This is a genomic window from Cellulomonas sp. RIT-PI-Y, assembly GCF_025642745.1.
Lineage (GTDB): Bacteria > Actinomycetota > Actinomycetes > Actinomycetales > Cellulomonadaceae > Cellulomonas.
Map to the genome: position 1 here is coordinate 1 of NZ_JANZKP010000070.1, position 14,366 is coordinate 14,366.

Annotated in this window: 11 protein-coding genes and 1 riboswitch; of the genes, 10 read left to right on the forward strand and 1 reads right to left on the reverse strand. The window is 73.7% G+C overall.

Annotation, left to right across the window (positions count from 1 at the left end):
- From purN to OGL89_RS15700, 9 genes are all read left to right on the forward strand, one after another.
- A partial coding sequence (gene purN, locus OGL89_RS15660) for a phosphoribosylglycinamide formyltransferase (protein WP_263121095.1) occupies positions 1 to 566 on the forward strand: 566 nt, incomplete at its 5' end.
- A gap of 3 nt (positions 567 to 569) precedes the next feature.
- A riboswitch (ZMP/ZTP riboswitch) is annotated at positions 570 to 661 on the forward strand.
- 36 nt (positions 662 to 697) lie between these two features.
- Positions 698 to 2,314, forward strand: coding sequence for a bifunctional phosphoribosylaminoimidazolecarboxamide formyltransferase/IMP cyclohydrolase (gene purH / locus OGL89_RS15665; protein ID WP_263121096.1), 1,617 nt, complete (start codon positions 698 to 700; stop codon positions 2,312 to 2,314).
- An 85-nt stretch (positions 2,315 to 2,399) separates the two neighbouring features.
- Positions 2,400 to 3,632: an ROK family transcriptional regulator gene (locus tag OGL89_RS15670; RefSeq protein ID WP_263121097.1), complete on the forward strand. Its 1,233-nt coding sequence runs from the start codon at positions 2,400 to 2,402 to the stop codon at positions 3,630 to 3,632.
- 163 nt (positions 3,633 to 3,795) lie between these two features.
- Positions 3,796 to 5,148: an extracellular solute-binding protein gene (locus OGL89_RS15675; RefSeq protein ID WP_263121098.1), complete on the forward strand. Its 1,353-nt coding sequence runs from the start codon at positions 3,796 to 3,798 to the stop codon at positions 5,146 to 5,148.
- On the forward strand, positions 5,148 to 6,074 hold the full coding sequence (locus OGL89_RS15680; protein ID WP_263121099.1) for a sugar ABC transporter permease: 927 nt from the start codon (positions 5,148 to 5,150) through the stop codon (positions 6,072 to 6,074). The genes OGL89_RS15675 and OGL89_RS15680 overlap by 1 nt, the downstream gene beginning before the upstream one ends.
- 8 nt (positions 6,075 to 6,082) lie before the next feature.
- Complete coding sequence (locus OGL89_RS15685) at positions 6,083 to 6,964, forward strand: carbohydrate ABC transporter permease (RefSeq protein ID WP_263121106.1); 882 nt, start codon at positions 6,083 to 6,085, stop codon at positions 6,962 to 6,964.
- A gap of 37 nt (positions 6,965 to 7,001) precedes the next feature.
- Positions 7,002 to 10,034, forward strand: a complete 3,033-nt coding sequence (locus OGL89_RS15690; protein ID WP_263121100.1) for a glycoside hydrolase family 38 C-terminal domain-containing protein — start codon at positions 7,002 to 7,004, stop codon at positions 10,032 to 10,034.
- Positions 10,035 to 10,117: 83 nt separating this feature from the next.
- Positions 10,118 to 11,149: a thioredoxin domain-containing protein gene (locus OGL89_RS15695; RefSeq protein WP_263121102.1), complete on the forward strand. Its 1,032-nt coding sequence runs from the start codon at positions 10,118 to 10,120 to the stop codon at positions 11,147 to 11,149.
- Between the two features lie 126 nt (positions 11,150 to 11,275).
- On the forward strand, positions 11,276 to 12,403 hold the full coding sequence (locus tag OGL89_RS15700) for a VanZ family protein (RefSeq protein ID WP_263121103.1): 1,128 nt from the start codon (positions 11,276 to 11,278) through the stop codon (positions 12,401 to 12,403).
- Positions 12,404 to 12,459: 56 nt separating this feature from the next.
- Here the strand turns inward: OGL89_RS15700 and OGL89_RS15705 are convergent, their stop codons facing one another.
- Positions 12,460 to 13,782 (reverse strand): FAD-dependent oxidoreductase, encoded by a 1,323-nt coding sequence (locus OGL89_RS15705; RefSeq protein ID WP_263121104.1) that lies wholly within the window; start codon positions 13,780 to 13,782, stop codon positions 12,460 to 12,462.
- 49 nt (positions 13,783 to 13,831) lie between these two features.
- On the opposite strand from OGL89_RS15705, the gene OGL89_RS15710 reads away from it, so the two are divergent.
- Entirely contained in the window at positions 13,832 to 14,197 is a 366-nt protein-coding gene (locus OGL89_RS15710) for a DUF3017 domain-containing protein (RefSeq protein ID WP_263121105.1), read from the forward strand.
- Positions 14,198 to 14,366 lie beyond the last annotated feature (169 nt).

Below are 14,366 nucleotides of genomic sequence, written 5' to 3' on the forward strand. Positions count from 1 at the left end.
GCAACCTGGCCGCCCTGCTCGCCGCGCAGCAGGACCCGGCGTATCCGGCCCGGGTGGTCGGCGTGGTCAGCGACCGGGCGGACGCGGGGGGTCTGGACATCGCCCGGGCGGCCGGGGTGCCGACCGCCGTGGTCGCACCCGGCGACTTCCCCGACCGGGAGGCGTGGAACGCCGGCACCGCGGAGGCGATCGCGGTGTTCGGTCCCGACCTGGTGGTCTCGGCCGGGTTCATGCGGATCCTGGGTGCGCCGGTGCTGAGCCGGTGGCCGGACCGGGTGGTCAACACCCATCCCGCGCTGCTGCCGTCGTTCCCCGGGGCGCACGCGGTGCGGGACGCGCTGGCCTACGGGGCGAAGGTCACCGGGTCGACCCTGCACGTGGTGGACGCCGGCACCGACACCGGACCGGTGATCGCCCAGGTCGCGGTGGACATCCGGCCGGGGGAGGACGAGTCGGCGCTGCACGAGCGGATCAAGGTCGCCGAGCGGGCGATGCTGGTCGACTGGGTGGGCCGGATCGCGGCGGGCGGGCTGACCGTCGAGGGGCGCACCGTCACCGTCGGTTAGGCTCGTCCCGGTCGTGACTGGCGAGAGGTGGAACCAACCACCGGGGAGCGACCGGAGACACCTCCACCGCCGCGTCGATCGCCTGGGCGCCCGGGGACCCGCTGCATCCGCAGACCGACCCGGAGGAGACCATGTCCCACGCCCTGCCCGCGCTGCCCGCCGTCACCGACCGTGAGGGCGACGACACCCGCCGCCCCCTCCGCCGGGCCCTGGTCTCGGTCTACGACAAGACCGGTCTGGCCGAGCTGGCCACCGCCCTGCACGCCGCGGGGGTGGAGCTGGTGTCGACCGGCTCCACCGCGAGCACCATCGCCGCGGCCGGGGTGCCGGTGACCCGGGTGGAGGAGCTGACCGGCTTCCCGGAGTGCCTGGACGGCCGGGTCAAGACCCTGCACCCGCGGGTGCACGCCGGGATCCTGGCCGACACCCGCCGCCCCGAGCACCTGGCGCAGCTGGACGAGCTCGGCGTGGCGCCGTTCGAGCTGGTGGTGGTGAACCTCTACCCGTTCACCGCGACCGTGGCCTCCGGCGCGACGCCGGACGAGTGCGTGGAGCAGATCGACATCGGCGGGCCGTCGATGGTCCGGGCCGCCGCCAAGAACCACCCGAGCGTCGCCGTCGTGGTCGACCCGGCCGGTTACGACCGGGTGATCGAGGCGGTGCGAGCGGGCGGCTTCACGCTGGGCGAGCGCGGTCGACTGGCCGCGGCGGCGTTCGCGCACACCGCCGCCTACGACGTGGCGGTGGCGTCCTGGCTGGGTTCGGTCGGCGCCCCGACCGACGGGGACTCCGGCTTCCCGGTGTTCGCGGGGGCGACCTGGGAGCGGGCCGACGTGCTGCGCTACGGCGAGAACCCGCACCAGCGCGCCGCGGTCTACACCACCGCCGGGGCGAGCGGCCTGGCCACCGCCACCCAGCTGCACGGCAAGGCGATGAGCTACAACAACTACGTCGACGCCGATGCCGCCTGGCGGGCCGCGCACGACCACGACGGTCCCGCGGTGGCGATCATCAAGCACGCCAACCCCTGCGGCATCGCGGTCGGCACCGACATCGCGGACGCGCACGCCAAGGCGCACGCCTGCGACCCGGTGTCGGCCTACGGGGGCGTGATCGCGGCCAACCAGCCGGTCACGGCCGCGCTGGCCGAGCAGATCGCGCCGGTGTTCACCGAGGTGGTCGTCGCGCCCGGCTACGACCCGGAGGCGCTGGAGATCCTGTCCCGGAAGAAGAACCTGCGCCTGCTGGTGGTGGACGGCGTCCCCGGTGCCGGGATCGAGCTGCGGCCGATCAGCGGCGGCGCCCTGGTGCAGGAGTCCGACCGGATCGACGCCCCCGGTGACGACCCGGCCTCCTGGACCCTGGCCACCGGTGAGGCCGCGGATGCGGCGACCCTGGCCGATCTGGCCTTCGCGTGGCGGGCGGTGCGCGCGGTGAAGTCGAACGCCATCCTGCTGGCCGCCGACGGCGCCTCGGTCGGGGTCGGGATGGGCCAGGTCAACCGGGTCGACTCCTGCCGCCTGGCGGTGGAGCGGGCCAACACCGGCGACGCCGAGCGGGCCCGGGGTGCGGTCGCCGCCTCGGACGCGTTCTTCCCGTTCGCGGACGGTCTGCAGGTGCTGCTGGACGCCGGGGTGCGCGCGGTGGTGCAGCCGGGCGGCTCGGTCCGGGACGAGGAGGTCGTCGCCGCCGCCGAGGCCGCCGGGATCACGCTGTACCTGACCGGGACCCGGCACTTCGCGCACTGATCACCCGGTGCCGCCCCGGGTCTCGGTGATAATGCACCCACGAGACCCGGGGCGCCGCTGCGCCGGGTCGTGACGGGAGACGGCGATGCGGCGCGGGACCAATCTGCCCCGGATGGGTGACTTCAACCAGACCGTGGTCCTGGACGTGATCCGCCGTGCGGGGGGTGGCCTGGCCCGCGCCGACGTCGCCCGTCGCACCGGACTGTCCGCGCAGACCGTGACGAACGTGGCCCGCCGTCTGCTGGACCTGGGCCTGGTGGTGGAGGAGGGGGCGACCGCCCGCAGCGGTCCGGGCCGACCGGGCACGCTCCTCCGGCTGAACCCGTGGGGGCGGTACGCGGTCGGGGTGCACCTGGACCCCGCGACCATGACCTTCGTGCTGCTGGACCTGTCCGGGGAGGTCGTGGCGCGGGCGCAGCGGCCGACCCCGGTGCCGGAGGACCCGGAGGTGGTGCTGGACGGTCTGGTCGAGGAGATCGAGGGACTGCTCTCCGGTGCCGACGTGGCCCGCGACCGGGTGCTGGGCGTCGGGATCGCCACCCCGGGGCCGATCGACCGCGAGCGTGGCGTGGTGCTGGACCCGCCGCACCTGCCGGGGTGGCACGACGTGCCGCTGCGGGACGCGGTGGCCGAGCGCACCGGACTGCGGGTGCTGCTGGACAAGGACGTGATCGCGGCGGCCTCCGCCCATCTGTGGGACCCGCGCGAGCACGCGTCGGACTTCGTGTTCTTCTACCTGGGCACCGGGGTCGCGGTGTCGCTCGCGGTCCGTGGCGAGGTGGTGCGCGGGGAGTCCGGGAACGCGGGCGAGTCCGGCCACCTGGTGGTCGACCCCGGCGGGGCGCCGTGCTGGTGCGGCAAGCGCGGCTGTCTGGGTGCGGTCCTGCGCGCCGAGGCGCTGGTGCAGCAGGGCCTGGCCGCAGGGGTGGCGCTGCCGCCGTGGGGCGACGGCTCGGACCCGCGGGCGGTGGACGACGCGGTGGTGGCGCTGTGCGCGGCGGCGGACGGCGGGCACCCGGGTGCGGCGGCGGTGCTGCGGACCGCGGGCCGGCGGGTGGCGATGGCCGCCGGGGTGCTGACCGATCTGTTGGACGTCGGCACGGTGCTGGTCGGCGGGCCGTTGTGGGAGCAGGTCGCGAAGCACGCCGAGCCGGCGCTGATCGGCGCGATGGCGGTGCACGAGGTGCCCGGGGGAGCGCACCCGGTGCGGGCGTCGTCGTCGGTGTTCGGGCCCCGGGTGGGCGCGGTGGGGGCGGGCTGCCTGGTGCTGGCCCGGGCCTTCACCCCGCGGCCGGCGGACCTGCTGCTGGTCAGCTGACCTCGGGCGCTTCGTCCGATTCATCACGGTTGGGCATCGACCGTGACGAGGTCTTGACAGCAATTCATCGATTCGATGTAGTTATCGGGCCTCGCCGCAGCGGTTCCCCGCGGGGCCCCGGGCAACGACGCCCGGATCGTGCACGTGGAGCAAAGGAGCATCCATGCGTCTGCAGACCGCCCTCGCCTCGGCCGGAGTGCTCGTCCTCGGCCTCGCCGCCTGCTCGTCCGGCGGTGGGGGATCGAGCGACGACGACTCGACCATCACCGTGGCATACCAGAAGACCGCGCAGTTCCATCAGCTCGACGACCTCCTGCAGAAGGCCAAGACCGAGTACGAGGCCGCGAACGAGGGGCGCACCATCGAGCTGGTGCCGATCGAGGCCGAGCAGGACCAGTACTTCACCAAGCTCGCCCTGATGAACGGATCGCCGGACACCGCACCGGACGTGATCTACGAGGACACCTTCCAGATCCGCTCCGACGCCGCGGCGGGCTACCTGCTGCCGATCGACGACTACCTGGCCGACTGGGACGACTGGGACCAGTTCCTGGACACCGCCAAGCAGGCCGGCCTCGGCGACGACGGCAAGACCTACGGCGTCTCGATGGGCACCGACACCCGCGGGCTCTACTACAACAAGGACCTGTTCGCGCAGGCCGGGCTGCCGACCGACTGGCAGCCGGAGAGCTGGGACGACGTCCTCGACGCCGCCCGGACCCTCAAGGAGAAGCTGCCCGACGTCACCCCGCTGAACGTCTACGCGGGCAAGGCCGGCGGCGAGCAGACCACGATGCAGGGCTTCGAGATGCTGCTCTACGGCACCGACGACGAGCTCTACGACGCCGACAGCCAGAAGTGGATCACCGGATCGACCGGGTTCGAGGACTCGCTCGGCTTCCTGGAGACGATCTACACCGAGGGACTGGCCCCGTCGCTGGACGTCGCGCTGGACGCGTCGGTCGGCGCCCGGGTGGCCAGCGAGCTGCTGCCGCAGGGCAAGCTCGCGATGGCCGTCGACGGGTCCTGGCTGCCCGGCGGCTGGATCTCCGGCGACAACGCGTGGCCGGAGTGGGAGGACACCATGGGGATGGCGGCCATGCCGACCCAGGACGGTCAGGACCCCGGCTTCACCTCGATGTCCGGCGGCTGGACGCTGGCGGTCGGCAGCCAGGCGAGCGACCCGCAGGCCGCGTTCGACTTCATCGCCCTGGCGCTCAACCAGGAGAACTCGCTGAAGTACGACACCGAGAACAGCCAGATCGCGGTGCGCAGCGACGTGGCCGAGGATCCGGAGTACCTGGGCTACAACCCGTCCTTCGAGTTCTTCTCCTCGCTGGTGGAGTACACCCACTTCCGGCCCGCGACCCCGGACTACTCGCAGATCTCGTCCACCATCCAGGTCGCGGCGGAGTCGGTGGCGACCGGGCAGGCCGACGCCGCACAGGCGGCGCGGACCTACGACGACGGCCTGGTCGGCATCGTCGGCGCGGACGCCACGCAGGCCGCGGGCTGATGACGTCCCTCGTGCTGGGCGCCCGGACGCCCGGCGGGGTCAGGCGACCCCGTCGGCGTCCGGGCCGGGCGGCCCTGCGACTGCTCCCGCTGCTGCCCGCCGTCGTGTTGATGGCGGTGTTCCTGGCCGGCCCGGTGCTGTGGTCGTTCTACGGCTCGCTGACCAACCAGGCGCTGACCGGCTACCGGGCCGCCGCGCCGGAGTTCGTCGGGCTGGACAACTACACCGCGCTGTTCGGCGACGGGCAGTTCTGGAAGGCCGTGGTCCTGACCGTGGTGTTCGTCGGGGCGTCCGCGGTGGTCGGGCAGAACGTGCTCGGCATGGCACTCGCCCTGATGCTGCGGGCCACCGGCCGGGTGCTGCGCTCGGTGGTCAGCGCGATCGTCGTGGTGGCCTGGGTGCTGCCGGAGATCGTGGCGGCCTTCGCCCTGTACGCGTTCTTCGCCACCGACGGCACGCTGAACAACGTGCTCGGCTGGTTCGAGCTGACCGGTCCGACCTGGCTGATCACCTTCCCGATGCTCGCGGTGATCCTGGCCAACATCTGGCGCGGCACGGCGTTCTCGATGATGGTCTACGATGCCGCCCTGGCCGAGGTCCCGCCGGAGATCACCGAGGCCGCCTCGATCGACGGCGCGACCGGGGCGCAGCGGTTCCTCCGGATCACGGTGCCGATGATCCGGCGCGCGATCTCGACCAACCTGATGCTGACCACGCTGCAGACCCTGGCGGTGTTCACCCTGATCTGGGTGATGACCGGCGGCGGCCCCGGCACCAGCAGCTCCACGCTGCCGGTGCTGGCGTACCAGGAGGCGTTCAAGTTCGCCCAGGTCGGCTACGGCACCGCCATCGCCACGGTGACCCTGCTGGTCGGCGCGGTGTTCTCGATCGTGTACATCCGCGTGCTCAAGCCGGAGGTGGACTGATGACCGCGATGACGCCCACCACGACGTCCGTGGTGACCACGCCCCGCCGCACCCCGTCGGTGGCCTCTCCGCGCCGGCGCACCGGCCGCGCGTTCGTGGCGGTGGTCCTGATCGGCGTGGGGGTCGCGTTCCTGGTCCCGCTGGCCTGGATCGTGCTGGCCGCGCTCGACCCCGCCGCGACCGTGTCGGTGAAGCTGCCGGAGTCGTTCACCCTGGACAATTTCAGCCAGATCATGACCTGGGACCAGACCTTCCGGCCGCTGTGGAACTCCGCGGTGATCTCCGGCGGGACGGCGATCCTCACCGTGCTCGCCTCGGTGCTCGCGGCCTACCCGCTGTCCCGGTACCAGATGCGGTTCCGGAAGCCGTTCCTCTACGCGATCCTGTTCGGCACCTGCCTGCCCATCACCGCGATGATGGTCCCGGTCTACGCGCTGTTCGTGAACCTCGGCCTGCTGGACAACGTGCCGGGGACGGTCTTCTTCCTCACCGCGACGTCGTTGCCGATGGCGATCTGGATGACCAAGAACTTCATGGACTCGGTCCCGGTCTCCCTGGAGGAGGCCGCCTGGGTGGACGGCGCCGGGTCGATGACCGCGCTGGCCCGGGTCGTCGTCCCGCTGATGCGCCCCGGGATCGCGGTGGTGTTCATCTTCGTGTTCACCCAGGCGTGGGGGAACTTCTTCGTCCCGTTCGTGCTGCTGTTCTCGCCCGGGAACCAGCCCGCCGCCGTCGCGATCTACAACTTCTTCGGCACCTACGGGACGATCGCCTACGGCCGGCTCGCCGCGTTCTCCCTGCTCTACTCCGTCCCCGTCCTGGTGCTGTACCTGCTGGTGCAGCGGTTCTCCGGGGGCTCGTTCGCGATGTCGGGCGCCGTCAAGGGCTGACCCGTCCCCTCTCTCCCCGACCCGGAAGGTCGTGTCCATGCCCATCGATGCCGCCCGTGTCCTCCAGCGCCTCGACCGCTTCACCCATGAGCGCGTGCTGCCCGCCGTCCACGCCGAGCACGTCCCGCTGACCGTCACCGCCTGGCACGCGCCGGGCGAGCCGGTGCCGTTCGCCGAGGCGGTGGGGCAGGAGTACCGACCGGTGCCGCTCGGCACGCCGTGGGGCGCGCCGTGGAGCACCACCTGGTTCCGGATGACCGGGGAGGTCCCGGCGTCCTGGATCCCGGACGACCGGCACACGCTGGAGCTCGCGATCGACCTGGGGTTCACCACGTCGCAGACCGGGTTCCAGGCGGAGGGCCTGGTGTTCCGCCCGGACGGCACCGCGATCAAGGGGCTCTCCCCGTTCAACCAAGCGGTGCCGTGGTCCGGTGCTGCCGTGGACGTGCTGGTCGAGGCGGCGGGGAACCCGGACATCGGCAGCGGATCCTGGTACGCCCCGACCCCGCTCGGCGACCCGCGGACCGCCGGGGACGACCCGCTGTACGCCCTGCGGTCCGCCGACGTGGTGCTCCGGGACGTCGAGGTGTGGGACCTGTGGCAGGACGTCGTCGCGGTCCGCGGCCTGGTCGGGGTGCTGGACGCCGGGACCACCCGCTACGCCCGGGCCCTGCGCGCGCTGGACCTGGTGGTCGACGCGGTGGACCCCCGTGACGTCGCCGGCACCGCTGCCGCCGGCCGGGCCGTGCTGGCCCCGGTGCTGGCGGTGCGGGCGGGGGAGTCCGGGCACCGGGTGCTGGCCGCCGGTCACGCGCACATCGACTCCGCCTGGCTGTGGCCGGTCCGGGAGACCCGGCGCAAGTGCGCCCGCACCTTCTCCAGCGCGATAACCCTGATGGACCAGCGGCCGGATTTCGTGTTCGCCTGCTCCTCCGCCCAGCAGTACGCCTGGGTGCAGGAGGGCCACCCGGAGCTGTTCGAGCGGATCCGGGCCAAGGTCGCCGCCGGTCAGTTCGTGCCGGTCGGCGGCATGTGGGTGGAGTCCGACACCAACCTGCCCGGCGGTGAGGCGCTGGCCCGGCAGATGATCGAGGGCAAGCGGTTCTTCCTGGACGAGTTCGGGGTGGAGACCCAGGACGTCTGGCTGCCGGACTCCTTCGGCTACACCGGTGCGCTGCCGCAGATCGTCCGGGCCGCCGGCTCGCGGTGGTTCCTGTCCCAGAAGCTGTCCTGGAACGACACCAACCGGATGCCGCACCACTCCTTCCACTGGGAGGGCATCGACGGCTCCCGGGTGCTCGCGCACTTTCCGCCGGTGGACACCTACAACTCCGACCTGTCGGCCGGGGAACTGGCGCACGCCGAGCGCACCTTCGCGGACAAGGCGGTGGCGGACAGCTCGCTGGTGCCGTTCGGCTGGGGGGACGGCGGCGGCGGCCCGACCCGGGAGATGCTGGCGGCGGCCGACCGGTTCGCGGACCTGGACGGGGTGCCCCGGGTCGAACTCGGGTCGCCGAACACCTTCTTCGCCCGGACCGAGAACGAGCTCACTGCGCTGGCCGAATCGGGCGAGAGCCCGGCGGTCTGGTCCGGGGAGATGTACCTGGAGTATCACCGCGGCACCTACACCTCCCAGGCCAGGACCAAGCGCGGCAACCGGCGCAGCGAGCACCTGCTGCGCGAGGCCGAGCTGTGGTCCGCCACCGCCACGGTCCGCACCGGCGCCGACTACCCGGCCGCCGAGCTGCGCTCCCTCTGGCGGGAGGTGCTGCTGCTGCAGTTCCACGACATCCTGCCCGGCTCCTCGATCGGCTGGGTGTACCGCCAGGCCGAGGAGTCCTACGCCCGGATCGAGTCGGACGCCGAACGGATCATCGGGTCGGCGCTCGCCGTCCTGGTCGGCTCCGGCGACCGCACCGTGCGCCTCAACGCCGCTCCGCACGACCGGGACGGCGTCCCCGCGCTCGGCGGGTCGCCGGACGACCCCGGACCGGCCGCAGGCACCGTCGAGCTGCGCACCGAGCCGGACGGCACCTATCGGGTGCTCAGCGACCAGCTCGACCTGCACCTGACCGCGGGGGGCCAGATCGACTCGCTCCGCGATCGGGTCGCCGACCGGGAACTGGTGCCCGCCGGGTCGCTGGCCAACCTGCTGCAGCTGCACCGGGATGTGCCGCGGCAGTGGGACGCCTGGGACATCGACGCCGAGTACCGGCGCACCGTGGACGACCTGCTGGACGCGGACTCGGTCGAGGTCGTGACGCAGGAGCCGGACCGGGTGGAACTGCGCAGCGTGCGCCGGGTCGGGGAGTCGACGATCACGCAGGACCTGACCCTCCGCGCCGGGACCCGCGCGGTGCAGGTGCGGACCGAGGTGGACTGGCACGAGCGGCAGCGGCTGCTCAAGCTCGCGTTCCCGGTGGACGTGCACGCGGACCGCTCGGCGGCGGAGACCCAGTTCGGGCACGTGTACCGGCCGACCCACACCAACACCTCCTGGGACGAGGCCCGGTACGAGATCTGCGCGCACCGCTGGCTGCACGTCGGTGAGCCCGGCTACGGCGTGGCGCTGGCCAACGACGCCACCTACGGCCACGACGTCACCCGGACCGTGGACGGTGACGGCCGCACCGCCACCGTGCTGCGGCAGTCGCTGCTGCGGGCGCCGCTGTTCCCGGACCCCGAGGCGGACCAGGGCACGCACGTCTTCCACACGGTGCTGCACGTCGGCGCGGGGATCGCCGAGGCGGTGGTCGACGGGTACCGGACCAACCTGCCGGTCCGGGAGGTCACCGGGGCGCACGGGGTCGACCCCCTGGTCACCGTGTCGGACCCCGGGGTGGTGGTCGAGGCGGTGAAGCTGGCCGACGACGGCTCCGGCGACGTCGTGGTCCGGCTGTACGAGGCGCTCGGCCGACGGACGCGGGCCACCGTGCGGACCGGCTTCCCGAGCGGCACGAGCACGGAGGTCGACCTGCTGGAACGCCCGGTCGATCCGCGGGCGCTGTCCGGCGACCAGCTGGACCTGCGCCCGTTCCAGTTGGTCACGGTGCGGATCGCCCGCGCCTGATCCGGGTGGTGCTCACAGCCACGCCCCAGGCACACGGAGCATGATGGCGACGCCAGTGTCGACAGTGAGCCCAGGAGCACAGTGTGAGCACCACCCCCCGCCGGTCCGACCTGAAGAAGCTGCCCAAGAAGGACCGCCGGGCGATCGCCCGGGAGATGGCCCGGATCGAGCGCGAGCGCGAGCTGGCCCGGCGCAAGCGGAACCGGCGGCTGGGCTGGAGCGGCGCGGGCCTGGGCGTCGTCGCCGCGGGGGTGATCGCGGTGCTGGTGGTCCAGTCGAACGCGCAGGCCGCACACCTGGGCCCGAAGAACATGCTCAGCGACGGCGTGGTGCTCACCGGTGACGGCACCACGGTGACCGCCTCCCGGACCAGCGCGCTCGACCCGGGCAAGGAACCGACCCCGACGGTGGTCGACCGGACCTCCGGCGTGCTGGACCTGGTGCTGTACCTGGACTACCGCTCGCCGCAGGCGCAGAGCTTCTGGGCCGCCAACGGTGAGGCGATCGACTCCTGGGTGACCCAGGGCTACGCCACGCTGGAGCTGCACCCGCTGGCCCTGCTGGACGACGCCTCGGTGGCCGCCCCGACCCCGACCGCCTCGGCGACGGCCGACGCCGCGGACACCAGCACCGCCGCCGCGACGATCGCCACCACCGGCGACTACTCGCTGCGCGCCGCCAACACGCTGGCCTGCGTGGCGGACACCCTGCCGGACAACGCGCTGAGCGTGCACGAGGCGCTGATCGCCGCCCAGCCCGACCTGGGCGAGACGGGCCTGACCGACGACGAGCTGGTCACGCTGGTGCAGAACGCCGGGATCACCGACACCACGGTCACCGACTGCGTGAGCGACCACGGCTTCTTCCCCTGGGTGCAGGACGCCACCGACCGGGCCGCGGACAGCGTCGGCGCGACGGACGCGACGCCGGTCCTGATGGTCGCGGGCGAGGAGTACACCGGGGCGCTGGACGACAACGAGGCGCTGATCGCGTTCATCACCGAGGTCGGGGAGAAGCTCGCCGCCGAGGCGGAGGCCACCGCGACCGCCGAGCCCACGACCGACCCGAGCGCGGAGGCCACGACAGATCCGACCGACGCCCCGACGGCCGAGTAGCAGCGCCCGGCCCGGGGACTGCGACCACGGTCGGACCCGGTCGCGCCGGGTGCGACCTGCGGAGGACGACCGGACCGGACCGGCGCCGGACGCGCCCGGCCCGGTCCGGTCCCTACCGTGACGGACATGGTGAGCTGGACGTGGCCGGCCTGGGTCGGCGTGATCGGTGGACTGGCGCTGTTCGCCGGGCTGTTCCTCCCCGCGGTGGTGTGGCAGAGCCGGCGGTTCGGACGGTTGAGCGCGCTGCGGCTGTTCGGCACCGCGGCGCTCGCGGTCTACGGCGTGGCGCTGATCGCGTACACCCTGCTGCCGCTGCCCTCCGGCGACCTGGCCCTGTGGTGCGCGCAGCACGGCGTCGACGGCGCCCAGCTGCGCCCCTTCCAGTTCCTCGCCGACATCCGCCGGGAGACCGCCGGGATGAGCCTGGTCGCGGCGGCGAAGAGCATCGTGGTGCTGCAGGTGGTGTTCAACGTCCTGCTGTTCCTGCCGTGGGGGATCTTCGCCCGGGGCTTCGCCGGGTGGGGCGTGGTCCGGTCCACCGTCACCGCGGCCCTGGCGTCGCTGCTGATCGAGGGCACCCAGTACACCGGGGTGTTCGGCCTGATCGGCTGCTCGTACCGGATCGGCGACGTCGACGACCTGATGACGAACACCCTGGGCGGGCTGCTCGGCGCCCTGGTCGCGCCGCTGGTCATGCGGTGGATGCCCCGGCCGGCCGACCTGAGACGGGGCCGGGGGACCCCACGCCCGGTCACCACCCTCCGTCGCTGGCTCGGCATGCTGGTCGACGTGGTATCGGTGCTGCTGCTCGGCACCGCGCTCGGCATCGGCTGGGCGCTGATCGGCTATCTGGCCGGCGACCGCACCCTCACCGCACCGGATCTGGCCACCACCTGGTTCCCCGCAGCCGTCCTGCTCTGGCTGCCGCCGCTGATCGGTTCCGGCGCGTCCCTCGGCCAGCGGGCGATGTGGCTGGAGCCCCGCTGGCGGTCGGCGACCGGGGAGCTGGTGCACGGCACTCTGCCCCGGCGGCTGCTGCGCGGCGCGTGCGGTGCCGCCGGATGGGGCGTGCTCGGCGTCCTGGACGGCTGGGGGCTGGTCCTGGTGCTGTTCGTGATCACGACCGTGGTCGCGGTGCCGTTCAGCCGGGGCCACCGTGGGCTGAGCTACGCCGTGAGCGGTGCGGAGCTCGTGGACGCCCGGACCCCGCTGCGTGCCGGAGCGCCGGACGCGATGCCTGCGGTCGCCCGCTGAGCCGGTCGCCCGTGTCCGGACGGGCGACACCTCCTCGACCGGTCGACCGGGACCGGTCAGCCGCGCAGCGCCGACCGCAACGGGACCGCCGGGTCGGCCGCCGCCGTCCGGTCGAGCTCCGGCAGCGATTCCCCGGTGAACAACCGTCGCGCCGCCGCCACGTCCCGGGGCCGGTCCACGGTGAACACCGCGGTCAGCCGGTCGTTCCCCGGCTCGAACCACAGCGCCGCCCATCCGTCGTCGGTCGCAGGGTCGCCGCGCAGCACCAGGTCGTCGCCCCGGCCGGGATCGCCGTACAGCGCGAGCTCGTGCCCGAACTGGGTGGAGAACACGTAGGGCGCCGGGTCCTCCGGTGCGGGGGAGCCGAGCAGCCCGGCCACCGCCACCGCGGGACCGCGCAGCGCCGCGTCCCAGTGCCCGCCGGCGACCCAGCCGTGCCGCGCGGACCGTCGCCGTGCGGCGTCCCCGACCACGCGCACCCGAGAGCGCGTCGCGGCCCGGTGGCCGGTGGGCTCCTCCGCCGGGACGGTGCCGGCCGCGATCGGCGCCAGGTGCTCGTCCACCCGGATCGAGCCGTCCGGATCGCGCGTCACCGCTCCGTCGAGCCAGCCCGTCGCCGGACGCGCCCCCACCGCGGCGAGGACCAGATCCGCGTCGACCCGCTCCCCGTCGGTCAGGGTCACCCCGGTGGCATCGACCGAGGCGACCCGCACCCCGGTGCGCAGATCCACCCCCGCGTCCCGCCACCACGCCCGGGTCAGCTCGCCCACCGCGCCGAGCACCGGCAGCGGCCCGGCCAGCGCCTCCAGCACGATCACCTCGACCCCGGCCGCGGCGGCCACCGTCGCGACCTCGGCCCCGATCCATCCCGCCCCGACGATCACCAGCCGGCGCGCCGCGGCCAGTGCGGTGCGCAGCGCCTCGGCGTCGGCGGCGGTGTGCAGCACCCGGGCGGCGGGCCACGGGTTCACCGGGGCGGAGCCGGTGGCGACCACCAGGGCGTCGGCGGTCAGCTCGGCCCCGGCCGCCGCGTCCGGACCGTCGACCCGCACCCGGACCCCGTCCCGGTCCACCCGCACGCCGGTCGCGTGCGTCCCCAGCCACACCCGGTCCGCCGCGGCCAGGGCGTCGGCGTCCAGCTCGTCCGACAACCAGGCGGGCGCGGGCCGGTCCAGCAGGTGCTTGGACAGCGGCGGCCGGTCGTAGGGCGGCACCGGCTCTGCGCCGACCAGCCCGATCCAGCCGTCGAACCCCTGCCGCCGCAGCTCCAGCACGGTCCGTGCCCCGGCCAGTCCGGCGCCGACCACCAGGACCCGTCCGGGATGCTCGCCGAGGACCGGTGCGGGCGGGCGGGCTGCGGTGTCGTCGGCTGCGCTCACCCCGGTCACGGTAGTCTCGGCGTCGGCTCGAACCGAAGGGAGCAGCCCCGTGACCCCGACCACCCCCGGTGAGTCCGCGGCGGATCCGCTGGCGGATCCGGACGCCCGCTTCGGCCCGGACGGCCAGCCGCTCGACCCGCGGGAGATCGCCCGCACCTCCCTGGAGGCGGGCCGCAACGCCTCGCTCTGGATCGTCGCCGGTGCCGTCCTGGCGTGTGTCGCCACGGCGCTGGTCTGGGGACCGTCCTTCGGTGCCACCCTGTTCGCCGCCCTGCTGACGGTGTGCGCGGTGATCCGGGCCGTGGTGCGCGGGCCGGGCCCGGCGGTGCTCGTGGTGCGCAAGCGGGTGGTCGACGTGCTCACCCTCGCGTTCCTGGCGCTGACCATCGGGGCGCTGGCCCAGATCCTGCCCTGAGCACGCCGAAGGGCGGCCCTGCCGGAGCAGGACCGCCCTTCGCGCTCGGGGAGCCGGAGGTCAGCGGACCTCGGCCACAACCTCGTCCTCGATCAGCACGTCGTCGGCGAGCTCCTCGTCCAGCTCGTCCGCCTCGTCGCCGCCGCCGAAGCCGCGGTAGAGCAGCGCG